We start from the raw sequence: 22,947 nt of genomic DNA on the forward strand, positions 1-22,947 counted from the left end.
CATCCTTGCCAGATAAAAACTGAACAATGGTTAATAATAATATTGAGCGGTCAACTGAATATGATCATCTCTTCTGAATAGATAGAGAGGATCTTGTTGCTCATCTGACTCAAAGAATCGAACGTCAAGTGAAACTTTAATACTATCGCCAAATCGACGGCTTGCCTCGAGTAAAAAGCTGGTTGATTGAAAGTCTAAATCGTAGCTTAAGCCAAATAGCAACTCGCTTGAGTTAATATCATTAAGGGCTAGTCGATTACCAATAAATATATCATTCTGGAAATTAGAGCTGCTTTCATCTCCTCGTTCATCCCAGGCATATTCGACTAACCAACCTAAATCTGCATTTGAATCAAAAATACTATATTGAGAATATTCAATACCGCCTTGAGCTGCCCAATAGTCTTCAATATTATTTTTATTATGAATCATTTCTAACTTCCATAACTGATCGCCTATATTGGCTTGCAGCTCAAAACCCAGTTGGCTGATTTGAGCATAATAAGGCACTAATTCAGGTACAAGTGTTTGTATAGGTGATTGAATTAAAGTCGGATTTCTACTGGTTCCTTCAAACCAGGACAAGCCTAATTCAAACTCATCAATGCTATGTGTCCAACGTATAGCAAAATCTATATGTTCGTCTTCATCACTCGATTCATAATAAGCGGTATCTGCATTAACTAATGGTATACCAGGGCGTCCTTCTTGACCGGCAAAAGTTCTTTCTCTAAACATTGGTAATATATAAAAGTCGACAATTCCCCAGTCTTTGACTAATGATATATTGACCATCGGTTGCCCCAATTTATCTTCGTTATCGACATCTTCCACCGAGTCACTTTGATTGATAATATCAACTAGGTGTTGAAATTCTGTTACCCCCCAAAAAACTCGTCTGACTCCAATTCTGCTTTCCCACCCGTCACTCACATGAATCCAACTGAGTTCACGAATATCAGCATGTGTTCTTTCATCATCATGTTGATCCCAGCGAGCAGAAGGAATAAACTCAAAAGAGTCGTTACCATCATTCCAACTCCAAAACAATTCAGGCATAAAAGCTAAAGAGAAATAGCTATCATGTTGTGATGAATGTAAAGCTTCTTCATTAAAAAAACGTCCTTGTACTTCTGCATTGCCTCGTACTTCAAATTCTACAGCAGATATTGAGCTTGTTATCGCATTAGATAATAATGCTAAACATAAAAGAGTTCGTATGATGTTTCTCATTATTATCTGGCTCTTTTTAGTGCATTTTTATTGAAGCTACTTTCGTCTAACCCTTGTTGAAACTCATAATTTTTCCAGGTTAATACCGTACTTTTTCCTGATTGGTGATTAATCATTTCTAGCTTAGATGCACGCCAGTATTTATTAACATATTGCTTATAGTCAGAGAAAGTTAAAGTTTTTAATAACGCATTTTTACGATCATAAAACTCAGTTTTCATGACGCGATACTCTTTTTTATCAACCCAGACTATTCGTTTTTTATAACCTGAGTATTTGTCTACCGGATATTGCTCTATTACCCAGCAGTCTAAGTTGTTGACCGCCTCATCTTTGATATATTTATAAGTATATTTTTCGACTTCAAAAGAGGTTAAATCTTCAAATGAAAATTCACTCCCCATGAATGAACCTGATTTATTACGTGATGATATACGTTTAACTCTTTTTAATGCGGGTAGATAAAGCCATTGCTCATCGTTTGCCTGAGGGTGAGAGAAGCTTAAAAATGCTGTGCCTTTTACATCATTAGGTGACTCAAAAACGGTTAAGCTTTTATCACCATCGTTTTCTTGTTCTAATGACTTTATTTTCATATTACGGGTAGAGGTTTGACCATGTTGGTTTTTTAATAACATTTCCATTTCTGCTTGGCTGTCTTTCCAGCCAAAATCACGTCGCTTTGCTTCCTTGGATATAGTTAACCCTTTGTTTTCTGCTTCGCCTGCAAATGCAGTTGGCAGTGCTAAAATTAGTCCAATAGATAGAATACCTACTTTCAAAAAATTCATTGTTTTCTCCAAACAAAATTATTTATTTTCAATTTTACTTTTGCCAGGCCGTAAGTGTTTGAACTTATTTTCTGGCAATCTACTTCACTTAACTATTATTTTTGAATAGCTGGTTTGAGATGCGCATCATCACTTTCGGTATTACTTTTTGCATGCTCGTCTCGTTGCTTATTTTGGTTACCCTTGAATGCCATTAGTAATGGCGGTAAGAAAATAAAATCAATAATTAATGCAATTAATATTGTAATTGCTGTGAGCAATCCCATGTCTGCGTTTACTTTAAAACTTGAAGTTGCCATGATATAGAAACCTGCAATTAAAACGGCAGTAGTTACCCAAAGTGCCTTACCTACGCTCGCAAAGCTATATCTAACTGCATCTTCTGGGCTTAAGTTTTTCTCGCGTCTTGCCCGAATATATTTACTCAAGAAGTGAACCGTATCGTCTACAATAATACCTAATGTTACACCCATGACCACAGATAAACCGAGACCTACTTCACCAACAAATAACCCCCAGAAACCAAAACCAACGGCTGCAGGTGCTAAATTAGGTAACAAACTAATAAGTCCAAACTTAAATGAACGTAATGCAATACCAATTAATATTGAAATTAATATTAGTGCAATGGAAGAGCCTTTAATCATGCTCACAATATTGCTTGCGCCGATATGTGCAAACATGAGCGACGGACTTGCTAATGAAAGCGAGTAGCCAGAGTTTTGGGCTTCAAAGTGCCGCACAATATCTTTTTCTAGTTTCAGTATTTCATTGGATGTTAAGTTTTGAAAAGTTGCAATCAGTCGAGTAGATGATTTATCAACATTGAGTTGATTATTAACATCTAATCCTTGTGGTAAAGATAGTTCGTATAACAAAAGGTACTGGGCTGCAAGCTCTTGCTGTTCTGGTAATTTATACCAAGCTGGATCATCATTATGCATATTTCGATTAAGACGCTTTAAGGTATCTGTTATCGTATTAACATGATCGGCTTTGTCGAGTTGACGTAGCCAATCGGCAAAATCAGAAACAAACTTGATAAATTGAGGGTCATTGATACCGCTACTTTTTTTGGAGTCAAATGATAATTCTACGGTTGTCATACCTGACATATGCTCTTGCATAAAATCTGTAGCTTGGCGAAAAGGAACCGTCTTATCAAAATATTTAACAAAGTCGTCATTAAGTTCATTTTTTGCAACAAATGCAGTTAGAACGATAATGATGAGAGCTGAAACGGGAAGCAACCATTTTCGATTACCAATAACAAACTCAGCTAACTTATCCATTGAGTCTCGTTTATGCTCTGTTCTTGTGCGAACTTTAATAGGTAGCACCATTAAGATAGCTGGAAAAATAGTAACAGAAAAAATAAACGCAAATGTAACACCAATAGCGACCATATTTCCTAAATGAGCAAATGGTGGTGCATCGGAAAAGTTCATAGTAAGAAAGCCAATAGCTGTTGTTAAACTGGTTAAAAATATTGGCTGCATATTCACTCTAAGACTATCTTTGATGGCTGAGTTTTTATCCATACCATGCCGCATATTGTAATAAAAGGTCGATAGAATATGCACGCAGTCAGCTACTGCTAATGTTAATATTACAATTGGAGAGCCTGCTGATGGTCCTGTTAAGTAGCCGTCAAACCATGCCCATACTCCCATTGTTGAAGCAATACTGAGCATGATAATGATTAAAGTTGCTATTGTTCCGGTAATGGTTCTTAGTAAAAGTCCTACCATAAGAATAACAACTAATAACATTAGTGGGATTTTTTGAGAGCTATCTTCTTTAGAAGCTTCAGGAAAGCTATTGTTCATCATTACCATGCCAGAAAGCATAAAGTCGATATTGGGGTAACGTTCAGCAAACTGTTCCTTGATTGCTCTAACCGATGTTGCTACTTCAGGAACTTCTGCTGACTTATCAATGCCAGGAAGACGAATAGTGACATTAACAATTGCAACATTACCTTTTTCTGAAATCAATTTTTTAACGAGTAAAGGTTCTTCTAATGAGACTTTTTTAGTGCGTGCAATGGCATCTTCATCAAGCATTTCTGCTTCTAATACTAAATCTTCTATGATGAGATCATCACCTTCAGCAAAGCTGTATTGAAAGTTGGTGATTGAATCGACTCGTGAGTTATAGGTAACCTGCCAAGCTTCGTTGGTTAGTTCCCAAATGGCGGTTAATGTGTCTTTGGTAAATATATTACCGTCTTTAGGAGCAACAATAAAAGCAACATTATCACTTTTACTATAAATTTTTTGTAAGTTTAAAAAATCATTGAGCTGTTTATTATCTGGCTGAAAAAATACTTTATAGTCGCTTTTAAACGGCATATGTGCCTTGCCTGTTTTAAAAAGTCCAAAAATACTAATTGCTACTAATGCAAGTGTTGCAAATATGACTAACCAGCGGCGTTGGGTAATAAAGTCAGAAAACTTTTCCATAGTGGATTTCCAAAGTTAGTTAAAAACAAAAGGTGTACCCTTTTCTTCTAGGGCTTGAATTTCTGGTTGAAAAATTTCTTCAGTAATTTTTTTGACTGTTAAATGGTAGTCCCAGTTTTTTGAAAGGGGCTTCCAATTAAAGCCATCTAAAATCAGGCGGGTATTTGTAAATGACTCTCTTTCAAGTGTCATTGGTTGTAGTTTTATTGAGTTACCCTTGCTCATAATGAGTGCTAATGCTCCCCAAGTGGATGACCAAAGTGCAAAAGTAATCTGCTCAAAAGCCATACCTTCGGGTTGTTCTAAATCACCAGCGTCAATGGCTTTTATAATTTCTGCATTCATTAAAGCCATTAAATCAATTTCGCATTGTTGATGGAGTTCATTGTTTTCATCTGAACTACAAGCAACAACACTTGGAGAGTGGGCTGAAAGTACCGCAAATAATTGTGAGGGGTGTAGCTTTGCCCAAATAATGTAAGAAACAATAACGGCGACCATTTTTTCACGACTATTGCCATTGAATTGAAGTGCGCGAGTAAAAAGTGATTGAATTTCCTGCATGCTGGTATTGCAAATAGCAAGAATTAAATCTTCTTTACTAATAAAATGCTTATATATAGTGCCCTTTGAGTAAGGCGCTGCAGCAACTAGTTTATCAATTGTTAATGTTGTTAAACAGGCTTTTTCTACCAGTGAACGTGCGATTTCAATCAATTCTTTTTCGCGTTCTGCAAATTTGGCTTGTGAGATAGTTCTTGGGCTCATGTGATATTCTATCTTTTACATTATAAGTGACGAATCGTCATGTGACGGTTCGTCATTATAGCTATTGATGCTTAGATATCAAGCCTTAATAGTGGGGATGAGATGTATTTTTATTAATAGATAGATGTATTATTAATTAAAACAAAGGGTTAAGTTTATAATGTTATTTTAATTTTTATGAAGGTTAAAAACTATCCTTTGTCTATTTTGCTGCATTAGAACAAATCAACGCTTGTCGCTTTTAGTTCTGAAGTGAGGCCCTTTTTTTTCGGTCTCTTCGCATCGTCCCAATTAGCATTGTTAAAGTTAAATGAGTCTAATAATGATTTTAACCTATCCGCTAGCTTTTTTAAGTCTTCAGCACTGATTTCTTGCTCTTTACTTCCCCCTAGCACATCTGCATTGAGTTCAACTATTGACTTTATTTCTGTTTGTGCACCTGAGGATACTTCACGCTGGTGATTGGATGAGTTAATAATATTGATAGATAGCGAGTGGATTGAATTAATTGACTCTATTGCTTTAGTGAGCTGTACAGAGGATTCTTCTGATAGCTTTAGAGTTTCATTAAATGCCGAAACACCTTGTTTTATTGATTGGCTAACTGCGCCTGTTCCTTCTTGTATTCTAGAGACCATATCTCTGACTTCTTGAGTAGATGAGTTGGTTTTTTCTGCAAGTGTTCTGACTTCGTCTGCTACAACGGCAAACCCACGCCCTTGCTCTCCAGCTCTTGCAGCCTCAATTGCTGCATTTAATGCGAGTAGATTAGTTTGGTCTGCAATGCTTGTTATAACATCAATAATATCGTTAATCTGATTGCTATCTTTTTGCAGTTGTTCAATATGAGAGGTTGCTTCTTCTAGTTGTATCGTGAGTTGTTGAATGCTTTGGCTATTGCGAGACGCTCCCTCAAAAGCTTCTTTTATTGTTTTGTCTGACTCATTGACTTTATCTGAAATAGTATTGAGATCTTCATGCAAATTAGCTGCGGCTTCGTAAATTTGTGAAAAAGCTGAATTGAGCTTATTACCAAGTTGGTCTTGCATCATCGCTTTCTGCTGCATAGCATGATGGTTATCATTCATCTCATCGGCCATAGGAACTAATCTGGCACAAGATGCATAAATTTTAGTGAGAAGTGTATCTATATCTTGGCGTTGTTTATTAAATGTACTAAATACTGGACGAAAAATGGCAGCTTTATTGAGATCAAAACGTAGCTTAATGTTGACTCGTTTGCTGTCGGTTATTTTAGTAACATGCTGGTGAAGCGACTCTAAACCTTGGTATATTTGATGCCAAACTTGTAAAAGTCCAATCGCAAAAATAACTACAAATAAAAAGGCTAGGCCAATCATTTGAGAACTGCTCATCCCTGTAAACAGGCTGATTATGATAAACCCGATTAATAGCAAAAGTATACTGGGTCCCATTAAACTGAGATATAGCTTTAATAAAGATGGTGGCTCATTGGCAGTCTCTTTTGAATTGATTTCGCTCATAAATCGTTTTTGAATATCCAATCTATCGGTTAGTCGTAATAAAACCACTGGGCTTGTTCTTAGATGCTTTATTTTAATATAGAGCATTTTATTGAATTTAGAGTAAATTATTCATATAAAGTCGAGGAGGAGGAGAGCAAATATTAAGTATCAATATAGACTGAACTATATGTCAATTACCTAGTTACCTTATGCATGTTGAGAGAGTGAGCTGAAAAAGCCTATGATGAGAATGCCTATTATTATGAAACCGTGACTACAGTATTAGAAATACAAACCCTACGTTATATCAATACACCATAGCGTGAGTTGACGTTAGAGAAAATGAGCAGACATACCAACGTTAGGTCGTGTCTTATGGTGATGTTTAAAGACTAATTTTATATTAATCAATAGGTTAGTGAGTTTTCTCTGTTGTATTTAGAGGTTTTATCGTTTTGAAAAGTTAAACTTCAAAACGGGTTGTTCGTAAGATATTTAATGGGCCGTTAGTATTAAAGAGACAAGCGAATATAAATTCTGAAATATGCAGTCGATAGTGGTAATATTACTCAAAATTTTTTGTGGTTAGTGCGGTCTGGTTTAGCGGTATTCAGATTATTACTGTAGATAATAATGTTTAGGTAGTAATTAAGGCTATTTAGTATAAGGTTTAGTATTGTTATGGTTTTAAAAGAAGTCGATCTTGTTCAAGTAAGAAGAAGCGGTGAGCATTTTAAAAAAATACTTCGGCAGATTTTTGAGCATATTCCTCGCTCTGCTCATTCTATTGCTGGATTAGCAAGGTGGACTGGTATTAACAAATCAACTTGCCAAAGGTTAGTGCAAGCATTAACGAAAAGTAAAGATGGCATTGATGTGATTGTTACTTTACCTGGCACTAATGGGTTAAACCAGTTTTATGCTAAGTTCAAATCTTTATTAAAAAATAAAGAATGTTTGGATAATTTTCAAAGCTTAATCAATGAATACCAGAATTTGATTTTTGATTATGCAACGAGTCAGTCAGAGTTAAAGCGTAAACTGTTGTTTTCAAAAGCTCAAAATAGCGCTTCGGGTGATACCTATACAAAAAAATTGAGAAAAGTGGCGTTTGAAACCAATAAAGAAATCTGCGGAGAAGAAGTTGACTTATATCTTGGTATACATGTAACTCGAGTTAATAAGCGTAGTAAAAATTATTTGGATGAAATAATTATTGCTAACCGTGTTGGTGTTCAGTTTACCAAAAATGCGAGACCATTTGTGCAAGCTTTTGGAGGAAACCATAAACCGATTCAAATCGATAAGCCCAAATTATTTTCCAAAGATAATTTACCTAAAAATAAGATTATAGAAAACAGTAGCTTTTTATTTACTGATTTTTCTTCTGCGGGAGTTGAGAAGTGTTTTGCTGGTGTTGGTGGCTTAGGGTTTGATTTGATTTATAACCATACTTTAGAGCCTATTAATAGTGAAAAGTTTGATATTACTTTAGCCAACTTAGATCTTAAAACACAATTGAATCCTATGAAAAAAGGTCATAAGGTGATTTGCCAAAGCATTTCTCAAAGAAGTCCTGCCAAACGACTTGTTTTATTATCAATGATAGAAAAGGATTTTGCTAAATTGAGTTCGATTCAGGCTGGGTGTTATCCCATTAGTATAAAAGCACTAGAAATGGTGCATACTCCCGATGATTTATGGAGTGAGAGGTTTTCAGATAGTCCAGAAATTATGTTATTTAAGCCAGAAGAAGAAAAGTTGAGCGCAAAGTCTGGTGTGGCTCATATTGATGAATTATTAGCTCAAACTTTTATGCTATTAAATGATGATCCTTCTAATTATGTTGGGTTTTATTTAGATGTCGATTACCCTCTTTGGCACACTGCACATCGTTTCTATTATGAGTTTACTTAGTTAAGTATTGACGTAGAGATTGATAGTGTAATAGTTTAATAAACTGTTTATTATGAATAAAATATTAAGTTGTGAAAATTTATTGATCATTAACCATTACAAAAATATTTTAGAAATAAATGACATCCCTTGTTTTATTAAAAATGAACTCATTCAAAGCGCAGTAGGAGAAGTCCCTGCAGGAATTTTTTGGCCTGAGTTGTGGGTATATGATGAAAGTAATATTCAAGTTGCCACTGATTTAATTAAACAAATCTGTGAATTAAAAGGTTTGCCTGATTGGTTCTGTCCATCTTGTGGTGAAGATAATAGTGGCAACTTTAAAATTTGTTGGCAATGTAATTCGTCACAAAGTTAAATTCATCACAAAGCTAACTATTGCAAAGGCGCTTAACGCTGAAAGCCGCAAAAATAGACGCTCTGATGATTTTTCTTATCCAGAGCTGAGGTTGATTATGTTTAGCAGTGCTATTTCAATCTAATCATAGCTGCAAAACCATACTGTAGAGTCAAATGAGTTAATTGATTAATTCATCGCTTTTATATTTGTTTCAAATATTTTTATAGGCTGTAGTACTAATTGACTCAAGCTAATGTAGTTACCTGTTAAAACAACATCTTTAAATTCACTATGTGCTGTTACTTGAATATAGTAAATACCACCGGACTGGTAAACATTGCAATATTCATTATTGCCATTTTTATGAGGTCGGCAGTCATAGGAGTTTGCTGTAGGTTTTGAACCGAATTTTACATATAAATCTGCATCTCCAGTACCGCCTTCAATATTAAAATTGACGTTACTGGCTCCTTCAGGTACTTGCATTTTATAAGTTGTACTCTCTCCTGTTTTTAAGCTTAAATATTTTTTGGGAACTCTATTTTTTAAAAAGTTACTATTTTCGGCTTTCCCTTTATTATTTGTTGTGCAGGAATCTACTTTATATGAACAGTTAGTTTTAGGGGGAGAAACGTCGGTTTTAACGCGGTTTTTATGTTGGGTTATGGAAAGAGAAGTCGCCAATATAGAGCTATTGGTTAATCGTTTTGCCAGTTTATTAGTGAAAACTTTAATATTGGCCGCCTGAGTCACTAAGCCTAAAAAACTAGAAGTTATCGTATGGTTATTTTGAAGCATTCTATTTTCATGAAAAGCTAGCTGGCAGTTTGAAGCTGCTTTTAAGGAAAGACAAACAAAAATAATACCTAGTAGTCCCACCAGTAGTTTAAGTTGATACTGCATTCTATATACTGCCTTTCAATAGAAGTTATTACGAGCCGGATGGAATTATGTTGAATGAAATTGGTTAAGAGAAGATTATTGTATATTGCTAATTAGTGCAAACTGGGAAAGCGTTAATAATTTGCAAAATTATTGTGAATATTTACGTGCGAATAGAAAGGAATTCGGGGAGGACGGCTTTCGACAGATAACTCATCAACAAAACAAGGGGCGCTATAAGAGCAACCCCTTGAAATTAGACTCAATACTATTTGGGTTGAGCTTCAATTTTTAATGTTACACCTGATGCTGAACTATAACCGTATAGATCAATATACCAAGTATCAGCTGCTGGGCTGTTAAAACTACAAGTTTCAGCATTACCATTTTTATAAGGTCGACAATCATAAGATGATTGAGTTGATTGAGCGCCTTTACGAACATATAAGTCTGCATCACCTGTACCACCAGATGTTGTTACTTTTAAATTCGCATAACCTGCTGGTAATATTTGAGTGAAACGAGTCCACTGACCTCTAGTTACTGAAACATTGTTTTCAGTTCGGTTTATTGGATCGGTTCCTGGGTTAGTGTCATCTGAATAACTTGCTTTGATACTCACACCAGAAAAAGTACTGTAGGCTTTTAAGCGTAGATAGTAAGTACCACCTGTTTGGCTTCCAGTACACGTTTCAGCATTACCATTTTTATATGGACGGCAATCATAACTCGAATCAGTTGGAGCAGAGCCAAACTTCACATATAAGTCAGCATCACCACTACCGCCACTCATTTCAAACTTGATGTTAGTTGCACCTGATGGAACTTTAAAGGTGTATTTTAAATCACTACCTTTATTTGCACTTAGACCGGTTTTAGAAACGCCGTTCTCTAACTCATTACCGCCTGGAGGAGGAGGAGGAGGTGGTGGTGTTGAGCCTGTTCCACCTTTAGCTAATTCTGCAACAAAAGCAGAAGATAGTTTTACAAAGTTGAAAGAATGACTTTCGTTAAAGCTACTATCATTAGAAGTATGTATTCGGCTGTTAATATCACCCATGTTTGATTCAAAAGGCATGGCTGCCGGATAGCCTTGGTTGTGCCAAGAGGCATGATCTGAACAACCGTAACCACATCGATCTGAACCATAATTAACGCCAGGCATGTAGGTATCAATCAATTGTTTCATAAACTGAGTTTGTGCAGCATTGGTATAGTCAGTCATAAATACAATGTCTTTACCTTGCGTGCCTTTGTAGCCACTCATGTCAAATTGAGCAACTCCAACAACATTTTTACCGCTAGATTTATAGCTTTGTGCAATGGCTTTTGAGCCTCGTAGTCCGACTTCTTCAGCCGCATAACCCATAATTTTTATTGTACGCTCTGGCTTAAAACCGCTCGCAACGATAGCTCGTAATGTTTCTGTGATGACGGCAATACCAGAAGCATTATCATCAGCACCTGGTGCTCTACCACTTGTATTTCCAGAATTGATCGAATCTAGATGTCCGCCGATAATGACAATTTCATTTGGCTTTGTTGTTCCTGTAATTGTTGCAATTACAGATGATTGATTCCAACTGTGGTTATAACTTTCTACCGAAATGTCAGAGCGACCACTACTAATGTTGGCCCACTTATTCTTGATCCAGTTGGATGCATCAACACCGGTTTGAGAGGTATAGTAACGATTATGATAGTTACTTAATGTGTTAACGGTAGATGATAAGTTAGAAGATGATAATTTGTTGAATAAAGCATTAACACCATCAGAATTGTCTATTGTGTAGTCAATCAATACTGAAGGTGTTAGTTGGGCTGGTATTGCTGCATAAGATTGTGCTTCGTTAAATGATTCGTGAAAAACAAAACCACCGCATCGATTGAATTTATCATGCATAAATTCGCTTAATGCATCAATTTGTGACTCAGGTATCTGTACAACAGCAACACCACCATGACTGGCATTGTGAAGTGTTGGTTGAGTTAAACTGAACTTTGATGTGTATTTTTGATTGATTAAAGAATAAGCATCTGAACCAATAGAGACCCATACTTTTTTATCATTGGTGCTAGTAAGACCTTCCGGTTGTGCAATTGCAGTGTGTGTTAATGCAACACCGCCTAATGCCAACATGGTCATTATATTTTTTTTCATGAGAATCCTCTGTCTTAAGACAAGAAATGATTAAGTTTACAAAGTTGTGTTTTTAAAATAAAAAGCTAAAGAAATTAAAAGAAGAATGTTTTATCCTTCTAGAAAAGCAATCTCATAAAAATTAGCTTCCAAGTTCAATACGACACCCGTTGCTGACGAGCATCTATTTTATGGGGCAACGTATCAAGTAGCAGCTGCTTATTTATAAAAAGCTACAAAATCCATTGCTACCATTCTATTTAGAACAACAATCGTTAAGCATTAAGTTGACTGTGTTCTTCATTTAATAAACCAGCGTCACAATACCATTTAAAAAACGATAGGGGCATTGGGGCGTTCGCTGATAAATTCTTTATAACATCTTCGCAACCCCTGAATAAAAAGCATTATGTGCAATTTTGTTGTAAGATGTTTTTTCTCGGGTAGCTTATTCTTATATTCATATTTAAGCGTACCTAAAGTATTTTTTTATCGTCTGAATATTATTGTTTTTTTATTCGTACACGCGAGAAATATTATGAAGATATGTTTTTAAATGCAACTAAGTAGCGTGCACATGTCACAAAAATGTGACGTGAATATTACACAATAAAAAGAGATAAATTGCTCAAAGTTTTAATTACTTAGCGTAAAACAATCTCATCTGACCAGTTGGGCTGTAACTATTTTTAGTGTTTTTTTATTTATTAAAAATAAAAAGTGAAGCAGAACTTTAATTCATTCAATGTAAACTGTCTTAAATAAACAAAATAATTACATGGTATAAAAAATAGAAGCTGCTGTAATTTTTGAATTTACTCAATGTTGTTGTTGATTTTTTTCTTATTGAGATTTTTGTTTTTATAACGTTATAAATTTTATGTTCAATGGAACTAAAATTATAGCAATTAAGCCGATAAGGTGATTAATCGAGTAATGATTCTTGCCCTTCATTCAGCCATTGATCTTGAAAGCGTTGTTTTAAAGCCTCATATTTTTCATAAGCTTTTTGTTTCTGATCTTCGGTTATAGTTGCATAAAACTCTTGGTGTTTGAACCATTCTGTTGCGGGAGTATCACCTAAATCTTCTGCGAGCAAATGCCAGCTATAAGCATCTTCATGATTTTTTTCGATCATATTTAATTCTGATATAACAGCCGCTGCATGACGATTGCCTAAATATAAAGCTTTTGAAAAAGCGTCTCGGGCTGCTGCTTTATAATCCATGTTATCGTTATAATCCATATGAGCAGGATCATTGAGCAATTGATAATAGTATCTTTCTCCTAAATGAAAGGCGGCATTAGAGTCTCCATTTTCAGCTAAACTTTTTAAAGTATCTAGTCCGTAATTATAATATTCAATGGGTATGATATGGCCTAGCTTTTCCAGTTTTTCATGTAAGGCTTTTTCTTCTTCGGTGCGTGGTACGGGAGGAACATAAACATCATCCATAGATTCTTGGTTGTTCATTAAGTCATTAATGGTTAATTGTTCTTCTCCAAGTAATGTGGCTGAATCGGCTTGTCCTGTTTCTTTATTGTTTTCTTTTGCTTCAGGTTGTTGTGTTTGTGTTTTTTGAAGTTCTACAATATTTTTTGACTTTTTACTTTCTGTTTCTTGATCACTCTCAATAGCACTTTCTTGATTTATATAATAACCGATTAAACCTACAACAATGAGTAGGAGTGTCGTTAATAATAGTTTTTTCATAATGTTCGCCTGATTTAAACGTTCACTGGATTTTATATTGTTGTGATTAAAAAGCTCACTATTTAAAAATAAAAGTGAGCTTTTGGTTAATTATGGATTAAAAACAACTAACCAAGTTGCCACCAGTGTTATAGCCGTTACGTACATAATAAGCTCTCTGCGATCCAGTACCATGTTCTGCATCACCACCGATTGCATAAGCTAATCCTTGTGCGGATTGAAATAACCCAGAATAACCTAAATTATTTTGACCGTAATAAGCAAATGCTCCACCGACACAGTCGGCCTGAAGTTCTTGATAAGGAGCTTGTGAGAGAATACGGTATTTAAATTGGATTGTGTGTCCCCACTCATGAGCAAAAACATATTTAGATGCTAATGGATAAGAGTTTTCTATTCGTTGTAAAAAACTGGTGCCGAGTTGAATATTCTGATTGCAGGCATAAGCTGTAACCCCATTGGGTTCGCCACAAACGTTTCTATCATAATAAACATTGGGGTTGGTGTATCCCGCCCAATTTTTAACTTCACTATACGTTTTATTTAAAAATTGAGTGGTTACTTGGGCTGCAGAAGCACTATTGATGGTTAGGATACTTGCTACGATTGCTGCGCTAGTTAATATTTTTTTTATCATCATGTTTTGATTCCTTTTAAAAGTTACGTTTAATTATTATTTGACACGATTAATGTGAGTGTCGTGTCAGATAAATTATTCGCTGGAGTTAGCTTTTATAAAATGTAATATTTACACTTGACATTAGTTTTTATTGTAAAAGATGTTTTTTTGTAATTGTTTTTTTTGTTTTTGCTTGTTTTTTATTATGAAAAATTGTGGGGATGTCTAATTAAGTGACGTTGCGGTTATGTGCTGGTTGTTATCATTTTATGTACGCACTTTTAATGAAGTTGAACTCTGTTATATTGGATTTATAATTTTTTCGCATAAGAAAAAAAATGTAACGAAAAGCGGTTTTTTCTAATCGTTTTACACGGGCATATAAAATTAAAAGTAATAAGAAATCGATGATGTATTAGTGTTTTTGTAGTTGACGTAACGTTAACTTAGTTTATTGAAGTGCTGCAAGTTTGAACCGTAGATAGCTTTAATAATTAGTATTTTATCAAATAAGTAATCATTAAAGCTTATTGCATTAAGAGAAATTTAAAAGCTAGTTAAGTAAAGATTCTTTTCCTTCATTAAGCCATTGATCTTGAAAGCGTTGTTTTAAAAACTCATATTTTTCATAAGCTTTCTGTTTCTGATCTTCGGTTATAGTTGCATAAAACTCTTGGTGTTTGAACCATTCTGTTGCGGGAGTATCACCTAAATCTTCTGCGAGCAAATGCCAGCTATAAGCATCTTCATGATTTTTTTCGATCATATTTAATTCCGATATAACAGCCGCTGCATGACGATTACCTAAATATAAAGCTTTTGAAAAAGCGTCTCGGGCTGCTGCTTTATAATCAATGCTATCGTTATAATCCATATGAGCAGGATCATTGAGTAATTGATAATAGTATCTTTCTCCTAAATGAAAGGCGGCATTAGAGTCTCCATTTTCAGCTAAGCTTTCTAAAGTATCTAATCCGTAATTATAATATTCAATGGGTATGATATGGCCTAGCTTTTCCAGTTTTTCATGTAAGGCTTTTTCTTCTTCGGTGAGTGGTACGGGTGGAACATAAACATCATCCATAGATTCTTGGTTGTTCATTAAGTCATTAATGGTTAATTGTTCTTCTCCAAGTAATGTGGCTGAATCGGTTTGTCCTGTTTCTTTATTGTTTTCTTTTGCTTCAGGTTGTTGGTGGTCAGATACATTCGCTTTTTTTGAATTTTGAGGTTCTGAAATATTTTTTGATTCTACTTGATAGGTATCATCAAAATTGAAATAAAAACTGATTAAAACAATACCGCTCAATAGAAGTATGGTTATAAATGATTTTTTCATAGACTCACCAGATATAAAAGTTTGATTAGTTGTTTCATTTTGATTGAAAAGCTCACTATTTTACAGTGAGCTTGAATGAGTAAATGTTTTAGAAACAATTGACTAAGTTGCCTCTGGTATTATAACCATTGCGCACATAGTAAGCTCGTTGTGAGCCTGTACCGTGGGTTGGGTCGCCAAAGGAGTATGCTAAGCCTTGAGCTGATTGAAAGATACCGCTATAACCTAAGTTATTTTGTGCATAATAAGTAAAAGCACCACCAACACAGTCTGCTTGTAGCTCTTGATACGGAACTTGTGAAAAAATGCCATATTTAAATTGGATCGTGTGACCCCATTCGTGAGCAAATACATATTTAGAAGATAGTGGATAATTGTTTTCTAGTTGCTGTAAAAAGCTAAAGCCTACTTGAATATTTTGGTTGCAGGCATAAGCCGTAATACCATTGGATTCACCACAGACGTTTCTATTGTAATAAACATTAGGATTGGTATAACCTGCCCAGTTTTTGACTTCGTTATAAGTTTGATTCATAAATTGGGTTGTTACTTGAGCCGCTGAAATAGTGCCAGCTGTCAATATACTAAGTGATAATGCTACGCCTGATATAAGTTTCTTCATTTTCATAGAGTTTGATACCTTTTTTATATTTAAGTTTAATTATTCTCTGTTAGTGACTTCACAATGGTGTTTGTAAAGTTATAAATATAATCGGCTGAGATATTTTTTTCTTTAGTAAACTATTTACACTTGACAGTGAAGAAAATTTTTAAGTAATTCAACAAGGTAGATTCGCTGAAGTATTGTTTTTAACTGGTGTTTAGCGAAGAGATATTTATTTGGAATTTTATAATGTATTTTGATTTTTTATTGTTGTTTTATTTTGAAAGGTGTTTGTTGCATGAAATATTTAAAAGTTGTATTTAAAAGTAATATCTTTAGTTTGGTTGCTTATAATCATGAGAAATATTAGATAATATTGGACTATATTGGATTAATTTTTACTACAAGAAATTTTTTTTAGATTTAAAAATAATAAAAAGTTAAAAGTACGAAAGTTTTAATTTTAACGAAACATACTAAGAACAGTGATGTGTTAGGGCTAAATAAAAAGGGGTTGTATGAATAATGGAGTCAAAAAAACAAAGCGCCTTGATTATTAAGTATTAAGAAAGCTTTCAATGGTTTGCCTTCAAGTTGATGGTAACACTAGAACTTGTCGAGTATCCATACAAATCAATATGCCAGATCTCTGAATCAGTTGTTGAAAGCACAAGATTTCATTTAGATATTTGAATTAACTGATCAACGCTTGAGCTCATACTTATATCATTACCTTTTCAGATGGAAACTTGACCATTACAAATATTATCGGTGAAAGATGCGATATATGGCGTGCTGATATTTGCCTGACATTGGCTTGTGAGTTCTGAGCAGTTTAAAGTGATAAAAAAACTTTCCTGAACTTAATCAATAATATGGGCTAAGTTCAGGTTAAGTCTATTATATAGTGGCTGAGAGAGTAGGGCTGTAAAGCAGAGATATAGCTATAAAGTTATTTAATAATAATCGCTATCCCAATTGTATTAATTGAATAATGACTCTTGCCCATCATTTATCCATTGCTCTTGATATTGTTGTCTTAAAGCTTGATATCTTTCATAGGCTTTTTGTTTTTGTTCTTCAGTAATGTCGGCATAAAACTCTTGATGTTTAAACCACTCAGTAGCAGGGGTATCCCCTAAGTCTTCGGCAAGTAAATGCCAGCTATAAGCATCTTCATGATTTTTTTCCATCATATTTAATTCCGATATAACTGCTGCTGCATGACGATTGCCTAATTGTAATGCTCTCGAAAAAGCGTCTCGAGCTGTGGCTTTATAATCCATGCTACTGTCATAATCCATATGAGCAGGATCATTGAGTAATTGAAAATAGTATCTTTCACCTAAATGAAACGCAGCATTTGAGTCACCATTTTCAGCTAAACTTTTTAAGGTATCTAACCCATAGTTGTAGTATTCGATAGGAATAATATGACCTAGCTTTTCCAGTTTTTCATGTAAGGCTTTTTCTTCTTCAGTTAATGGAACAGGAGGTACATATACATCATCCATTGCCTCTTGATTATTCATCAAGTCACTAATAGTTAATTGCTCTTCCTGTGATAATGTAGGTGTATTTAACGTTTCTGCTTTATCGTTTTCTTCAGCTTTGGTAAGTGCTTGCTGTTTTGATTGTACCTGTTTTTCTTTCTCTTGTAATGTTGCTATGTCTTCTGAATTTATGTCTTCACTAACACTGTCTTGGTTTGAGTAATAACTGATTAAACCAACGGCAATAATCAGGAATAAGATTAAAAGTAATTTTTTCATAAGGTTCACCTAGTTCAACAGTTCACTGGCTTTTAGACTCGTTTGATTCAAAAGGCTCACCACTAAAGGTGAGCCTATATGGTTATTGATTTTTTTAGAAGCAGCTTTCTAATCGGCCACCAGTGTTATAACCTTTGCGAGTGTAATAAGCACGTTGTGAGCCTGAACCATGAGTTGGATCACCACCGATTGCATAAGCTAACCCCTGTGCTGATCTAAACAAACCTCTGTAACCTAAGCTATTTTCACCGTGATAAGTGAAGGCCCCACCAACACAGTCCACTTGAAGCTCTTGGTAAGGTGCTCGTGAGTAAATATTATATTTAAACTGAATGGTGTGTCCCCACTCATGAGCAAAAATAAATTTAGCAGACAATGGGTAGCTGTTTTCTTTTGATTGCAAGAATCTTGTACCCAATTGAATTTTTTGTCCACACGCATAAGCGGTCATATCACGAGAACAAACGGCGCGATCATAATAAACGCTAGGGTTAGTATATCCCGCCCAGTTTTTCACCTCTTGATGGGTTTTATTTAAATATTGAGAAGTGACTCGCGCTGCTGAGGCACTACCAACAGTTAAAATGCTCACAGCTAATGCCGCAGTTGTAATTAACGTTTTGATTTTCATTTTATCGTTTCCTTTTTATTGGTTTATTGTTGTTGAAAGAAACAAATAGATCTGTGAATCTATTTGTTTCGCTTTTAAAAACAGCTTAAGGGTTAGCTTTTAAATTAACTGTGACACCTGAAGCTGCTGAGTATCCATACAAATCAATATACCAAGTACCAGCACCTGGATTATTGAAAGTACAAGATTCATTATTGCCATTTTTATATGGACGACAGTCATAAGCCGACTGAGTTGATTGAGCGCCTCGACGCACATATAAATCAGCGTCGCCTGAACCACCGGAAATAGAAATCGTCATATTGGAGTATCCCGCCGGTAAGTCGTAGGTATAACGAGTCCACTGACCTTGCGCAACAGATACATTATTGGCAGACTCATCAATGGGTGGATTGGTTGGATCGCTTCCGCCGCTATAACTTGCTTTGATACTCACACCAGAGAAACTACTGTAGGCTTTTAAGCGCACATAGTAAGTGCCACCAGTTCGACTTCCAGTACAAGACTCAGAATTACCATTTTTGTAAGGACGACAATCATAGCTTGAGTCAGTTGGAGCAGAGCCAAACTTCACATATAAGTCAGCATCACCACTACCACCACTCATTACAAAGTTAATGTTTGAAGCGCCTGCTGGTACTTTGAATGTATAGTTTAATGCTTGTCCACGGTTAGCACTTAAACCGGTTTTAGCCACACCATTGCGTAATTCGCCACCAGGGGTTGGATCTGGATCGGTCGAAGGACAAGAGCCTACACCCACTGCACACCAAGCTGTTAGTACTGCATTTTTAGTGCTTGTACCATATAAATCTTGTGCAGCAGAAGCCGTTGCAGAACGTGCACCAGCAAAGTTAGTGTTTTGGTTCATGTAAGTTCTTAAAGCACGATAGAAAATTTTCTCTGCTCTAGCCATACCAATTGAAGGGACTTGTGCATTGGTTTTACCACGTGGATGTTTACCACCATCAACTAGTAATACATAAGCTAAATTAGCAATCCCTGAGTTCCAGTGAACACCGCCATTATCGGCACTACCAGTATAACGCTCAGGATAATAATCTTTTGAGCGGTTATCTTTAGTTGGGTTGTTCATGTAGCGTAATGCTTTACCTGGTGTGTAATATAAACCATCACCTAAAAGCCAAGCGGGTGAGCTAGTGCCATTTCTAAACGCTTCAGCGGTTACGCCAAAAATATCAGACCAAGCTTCATTCAAAGCACCAGATTCATTACGGTAAATTAAACCCGCTGTGTACTGGGTTAATCCGTGTGTAAATTCATGGCCAATAACATCAAAGTCGCTAGTAAAGTCATAATCAAAGCCGCCGCCAGCTTTACCATAGATCATTTGTCCACCAGTCCAGTAAGCGTTTGATTCACCTAACTCAACACTTGAGATCATAGTCATGCCGTTGCCGTTTAAGCTGTCACGATTATGTTTTTGCAAGTAATAGTCATGAACTTTAGAAGCCCCATTATGGGCGCGTTGAGCTGCTGCATTACCACCACAACTTTGGTTGTTGGTACATAAGAGTCGACCGGGTGCTCGGTTTTGTGAGCCGCCATCGAGCGTGTATGTTCTCCAAGATTTAGCCGAGTGAACTTGTGGGTGTCTTTCGATTAATTCAGCAGTGCTCGCATCAAAGTACATAAAGTCACGACCGAAATCACCTGGGCCATTGTCCCAAGACACTTCAATCCGCCAAACTAGATGGGTTGAATTGCTTTCTGCTGAATAAAGGTAAGCTAGCTCTGGTGCATTTAATGCTTTACCGAATAATTGAGCTGCTGCTTTAGCCTGACTACCATTGTCATGATTTGCTAACATTGAAGCGGAGTTAGCTGGGCTTGAGTCAACTGCCAAAGTCCCTGTTAATGCATAAACTTCACCAGAAGTGCTTGCACTAGTCAGTGAGCTGCTAGTGACATTAGCATGTAAAATCATGCTGGTACCATACACTTTTAAACCGTTAATGGTTTGGCTGAAATGAGTGTGTGATTTACCGAGCTCATCAATCCATTGGCGTTTTACTTGAAAGTCTTCTTGGCCAGTGAAGTTGTAAGCTGATTGTGAAGCAAGAATATTTTTCAATGTATCAGCAGCTGTTTTTTGTGTCATGGAACCGAGGTTGCCAGTGACAAAAGAAGGGCTGCCATTGCTTGTTTGGTTTTGAATGGTCATTGAAAAGTTATCGTTTGCACTAGCGCTGAAAGCCATCGCTGAAAGCGACGCCGCAACTAGTACAGACAGAGCTTTTATTTTCATTATTTTTATCTCCTTTAAGAAGGTGTTATTGGTTATTTGTTTTATATGCAACTTTTTATTTTCTAATGAAACTATAATTTTTCACATTTCTGTTGAGGAATATCTAAGTAACGACTTAGATGACTGAAAATATTATGACGGTATTTTTTCTTATGCAAATAATTAGTGTGATTATGTCACAAAATTAGATGTAAATATTACCCGTAAAAAACATTGAATATTCTGTATGTGTTTATATTCCTAGCGTAAAATTATGTGGTACTACCAGTTTATATTTTTTATAAAATAAAAAGGCTCAGTGTTTTTTTGAGAAAATAGATTAGAGCAGCCTATTCATAAATTTATATAGCTTATAGCCAATAGGAATATAATTTCTATTTAGAAACTATAAAGTTGCAAATGCAATCAAATTGAAGGGTGGTTTGAATAGAAAAATTGTTCGTTGTGAATCTTGGGGAGAGGAATAAGCAAAGCCACCTTAGTTAACCTCAACTCTGGATAAGGAAATTCAAAATAATTAATAGAATCATTTTTATTTTCAATGACTTAAAACCCAATTAAATTGAATTGCCATTTCCACTTAAGCTCAGTGTGGCTATTTTAACCTCAACTCTGGATAAGGAAATTCAAAATAATTAATAGAATCATTTTATTTTCAATGACTTAAAACCCAATTAAATTGAATTGCTGTTTCCACTTGAGCTCAGTGTGGCTATTTTAACCTCAACTCTGGATAAGGAAATTCAAAATAATTAATAGAATCATTTTATTTTCAATGACTTAAAACCCAATTAAATTGAATTGCTGTTTCCACTTGAGCTCAGTGTGGCTATTTTTGTGGATATCAAGGCAAGTGACTGCCGCAATAGCGAGCTATTGCAAAGGCGCTTAACGCTGAAAGCCGCAAAAATAGACGCCCTGATGATTTTTCTTATCCAGAGCTGGAAACTTGACGATTACAAATATTATCGGTGAAAGATGCGATATACGGCGTGCTGATATTTGCCTGACATTGGCTTGTGAGTTCTGAGCAGTTTAAAGTGATAAAGAAAAACTTTCCTGAACTTAATCAATAATATGGGCTAAGTTCAGGTTAAGTCTATTATATAGTGGCTGAGAGAGTAGGGCTGTAAAGCAGAGATATAGCTATAAAGTTATTTAATAATAATCGCTATCCCAATTGTATTAATTGAATAATGACTCTTGCCCATCATTTATCCATTGCTCTTGATATTGTTGTCTTAAAGCTTGATATCTTTCATAGGCTTTTTGTTTTTGTTCTTCAGTAATGTCGGCATAAAACTCTTGATGTTTAAACCACTCAGTAGCAGGGGTATCCCCTAAGTCTTCGGCAAGTAAATGCCAGCTATAAGCATCTTCATGATTTTTTTCCATCATGTTTAATTCCGATATAACCGCTGCTGCATGACGATTGCCTAATTGTAATGCTCTCGAAAAAGCGTCTCGAGCTGTGGCTTTATAATCCATGCTACTGTCATAATCCATATGAGCAGGATCATTGAGTAATTGAAAATAGTATCTTTCACCTAAATGAAACGCAGCATTTGAGTCACCATTTTCAGCTAAACTTTTTAAGGTATCTAACCCATAGTTGTAGTATTCGATAGGAATAATATGACCTAGCTTTTCCAGTTTTTCATGTAAGGCTTTTTCTTCTTCAGTTAATGGAACAGGAGGTACATATACATCATCCATTGCCTCTTGATTATTCATCAGATCCGCTAAACTTAATTGTCCTTCTTGAACGGTTTCGGGAGCATTTAACTTTTCTGTTTTTTCTCCTTCTTCTTTATGAATTAACTCTTGTTGTTCTGGCTGAGAAATTACTGGCTCTTTTAATTCAGTATTTTCAACGCCTTCAATAGACTTTGTACTATCATATTGGCTTGAGTAAAAATTGATTAAACCAACAGCAATAATCAATAAAGATAAGATTAAAAGTAACTTTTTCATAC

17 protein-coding genes are annotated in these 22,947 nt (G+C 35.4%); 2 read left to right on the plus strand and 15 right to left on the minus strand.

Annotated elements, in window-relative coordinates:
• Positions 1–30 precede the first annotated feature (30 nt).
• The 5 genes from ACT5E3_RS07965 to ACT5E3_RS07985 form a co-directional block, all read right to left on the minus strand.
• A complete protein-coding gene (locus ACT5E3_RS07965) occupies positions 31–1,233 on the minus strand; it encodes a hypothetical protein (protein WP_444997769.1) in 1,203 nt (400 codons plus the stop codon).
• Positions 1,234–1,235: 2 nt separating this feature from the next.
• Positions 1,236–2,024, minus strand: coding sequence for an outer membrane lipoprotein-sorting protein (locus ACT5E3_RS07970; RefSeq protein WP_444997770.1), 789 nt, complete (start codon positions 2,022–2,024; stop codon positions 1,236–1,238).
• Between the two features lie 95 nt (positions 2,025–2,119).
• Positions 2,120–4,489 (minus strand): efflux RND transporter permease subunit, encoded by a 2,370-nt coding sequence (locus tag ACT5E3_RS07975; RefSeq protein ID WP_444997771.1) that lies wholly within the window; start codon positions 4,487–4,489, stop codon positions 2,120–2,122.
• A 15-nt stretch (positions 4,490–4,504) separates the two neighbouring features.
• On the minus strand, positions 4,505–5,257 hold the full coding sequence (locus tag ACT5E3_RS07980) for a TetR/AcrR family transcriptional regulator (RefSeq protein WP_444997772.1): 753 nt from the start codon (positions 5,255–5,257) through the stop codon (positions 4,505–4,507).
• A 215-nt stretch (positions 5,258–5,472) separates the two neighbouring features.
• On the minus strand, positions 5,473–6,810 hold the full coding sequence (locus tag ACT5E3_RS07985) for a methyl-accepting chemotaxis protein (protein ID WP_444997773.1): 1,338 nt from the start codon (positions 6,808–6,810) through the stop codon (positions 5,473–5,475).
• Positions 6,811–7,425: 615 nt separating this feature from the next.
• Here ACT5E3_RS07985 and ACT5E3_RS07990 point away from each other — a divergent pair.
• Positions 7,426–8,661: a hypothetical protein gene (locus ACT5E3_RS07990; protein ID WP_444997774.1), complete on the plus strand. Its 1,236-nt coding sequence runs from the start codon at positions 7,426–7,428 to the stop codon at positions 8,659–8,661.
• A gap of 52 nt (positions 8,662–8,713) precedes the next feature.
• Positions 8,714–9,019: a putative signal transducing protein gene (locus ACT5E3_RS07995; RefSeq protein WP_444997775.1), complete on the plus strand. Its 306-nt coding sequence runs from the start codon at positions 8,714–8,716 to the stop codon at positions 9,017–9,019.
• A 168-nt stretch (positions 9,020–9,187) separates the two neighbouring features.
• Here the strand turns inward: ACT5E3_RS07995 and ACT5E3_RS08000 are convergent, their stop codons facing one another.
• The 10 genes from ACT5E3_RS08000 to ACT5E3_RS08045 form a co-directional block, all read right to left on the minus strand.
• A complete protein-coding gene (locus tag ACT5E3_RS08000; protein WP_444997776.1) occupies positions 9,188–9,904 on the minus strand; it encodes a PPC domain-containing protein in 717 nt (238 codons plus the stop codon).
• Positions 9,905–10,151: 247 nt separating this feature from the next.
• Entirely contained in the window at positions 10,152–12,044 is a 1,893-nt protein-coding gene (locus ACT5E3_RS08005) for a M20/M25/M40 family metallo-hydrolase (RefSeq protein WP_444997777.1), read from the minus strand.
• Between the two features lie 904 nt (positions 12,045–12,948).
• Positions 12,949–13,737, minus strand: a complete 789-nt coding sequence (locus tag ACT5E3_RS08010) for a hypothetical protein (RefSeq protein ID WP_444997778.1) — start codon at positions 13,735–13,737, stop codon at positions 12,949–12,951.
• 97 nt (positions 13,738–13,834) lie between these two features.
• Positions 13,835–14,377, minus strand: coding sequence for a hypothetical protein (locus tag ACT5E3_RS08015; protein WP_444997779.1), 543 nt, complete (start codon positions 14,375–14,377; stop codon positions 13,835–13,837).
• Positions 14,378–14,909: 532 nt separating this feature from the next.
• Entirely contained in the window at positions 14,910–15,695 is a 786-nt protein-coding gene (locus tag ACT5E3_RS08020; protein ID WP_444997780.1) for a hypothetical protein, read from the minus strand.
• Positions 15,696–15,783: 88 nt separating this feature from the next.
• Complete coding sequence (locus tag ACT5E3_RS08025) at positions 15,784–16,323, minus strand: hypothetical protein (RefSeq protein WP_444997781.1); 540 nt, start codon at positions 16,321–16,323, stop codon at positions 15,784–15,786.
• 959 nt (positions 16,324–17,282) lie between these two features.
• Positions 17,283–18,071: a hypothetical protein gene (locus ACT5E3_RS08030; protein ID WP_444997782.1), complete on the minus strand. Its 789-nt coding sequence runs from the start codon at positions 18,069–18,071 to the stop codon at positions 17,283–17,285.
• A 94-nt stretch (positions 18,072–18,165) separates the two neighbouring features.
• On the minus strand, positions 18,166–18,702 hold the full coding sequence (locus ACT5E3_RS08035) for a hypothetical protein (protein WP_444997783.1): 537 nt from the start codon (positions 18,700–18,702) through the stop codon (positions 18,166–18,168).
• A gap of 85 nt (positions 18,703–18,787) precedes the next feature.
• Positions 18,788–20,971, minus strand: coding sequence for a M4 family metallopeptidase (locus tag ACT5E3_RS08040; RefSeq protein ID WP_444997784.1), 2,184 nt, complete (start codon positions 20,969–20,971; stop codon positions 18,788–18,790).
• Between the two features lie 1,185 nt (positions 20,972–22,156).
• Positions 22,157–22,945, minus strand: a complete 789-nt coding sequence (locus ACT5E3_RS08045) for a hypothetical protein (protein WP_444997785.1) — start codon at positions 22,943–22,945, stop codon at positions 22,157–22,159.
• Between the last annotated feature and the right edge of the window lie 2 nt (positions 22,946–22,947).

Source organism: Aliikangiella litoralis, from assembly GCF_052495765.1.

What these genes read in the sequence shown, in the direction of transcription:
- ACT5E3_RS08045 (WP_444997785.1), bottom strand. Translation starts at nt 22,945, where the DNA reads ATGAAAAAGTTACTTTTAATCTTATCTTTATTGATTATTGCTGTTGGT.
- ACT5E3_RS08030 (WP_444997782.1), bottom strand. Translation starts at nt 18,071, where the DNA reads ATGAAAAAATTACTTTTAATCTTATTCCTGATTATTGCCGTTGGTTTA.
- ACT5E3_RS07970 (WP_444997770.1), bottom strand. Translation starts at nt 2,024, where the DNA reads ATGAATTTTTTGAAAGTAGGTATTCTATCTATTGGACTAATTTTAGCA.
- ACT5E3_RS08005 (WP_444997777.1), bottom strand. Translation starts at nt 12,044, where the DNA reads ATGAAAAAAAATATAATGACCATGTTGGCATTAGGCGGTGTTGCATTA.
- ACT5E3_RS07980 (WP_444997772.1), bottom strand. Translation starts at nt 5,257, where the DNA reads ATGAGCCCAAGAACTATCTCACAAGCCAAATTTGCAGAACGCGAAAAA.
- ACT5E3_RS08015 (WP_444997779.1), bottom strand. Translation starts at nt 14,377, where the DNA reads ATGATGATAAAAAAAATATTAACTAGCGCAGCAATCGTAGCAAGTATC.
- ACT5E3_RS07990 (WP_444997774.1), top strand. Translation starts at nt 7,426, where the DNA reads ATGGTTTTAAAAGAAGTCGATCTTGTTCAAGTAAGAAGAAGCGGTGAG.
- ACT5E3_RS08035 (WP_444997783.1), bottom strand. Translation starts at nt 18,702, where the DNA reads ATGAAAATCAAAACGTTAATTACAACTGCGGCATTAGCTGTGAGCATT.
- ACT5E3_RS08025 (WP_444997781.1), bottom strand. Translation starts at nt 16,323, where the DNA reads ATGAAAATGAAGAAACTTATATCAGGCGTAGCATTATCACTTAGTATA.
- ACT5E3_RS08020 (WP_444997780.1), bottom strand. Translation starts at nt 15,695, where the DNA reads ATGAAAAAATCATTTATAACCATACTTCTATTGAGCGGTATTGTTTTA.
- ACT5E3_RS07965 (WP_444997769.1), bottom strand. Translation starts at nt 1,233, where the DNA reads ATGAGAAACATCATACGAACTCTTTTATGTTTAGCATTATTATCTAAT.
- ACT5E3_RS08000 (WP_444997776.1), bottom strand. Translation starts at nt 9,904, where the DNA reads ATGCAGTATCAACTTAAACTACTGGTGGGACTACTAGGTATTATTTTT.
- ACT5E3_RS08010 (WP_444997778.1), bottom strand. Translation starts at nt 13,737, where the DNA reads ATGAAAAAACTATTATTAACGACACTCCTACTCATTGTTGTAGGTTTA.
- ACT5E3_RS08040 (WP_444997784.1), bottom strand. Translation starts at nt 20,971, where the DNA reads ATGAAAATAAAAGCTCTGTCTGTACTAGTTGCGGCGTCGCTTTCAGCG.
- ACT5E3_RS07995 (WP_444997775.1), top strand. Translation starts at nt 8,714, where the DNA reads ATGAATAAAATATTAAGTTGTGAAAATTTATTGATCATTAACCATTAC.
- ACT5E3_RS07975 (WP_444997771.1), bottom strand. Translation starts at nt 4,489, where the DNA reads ATGGAAAAGTTTTCTGACTTTATTACCCAACGCCGCTGGTTAGTCATA.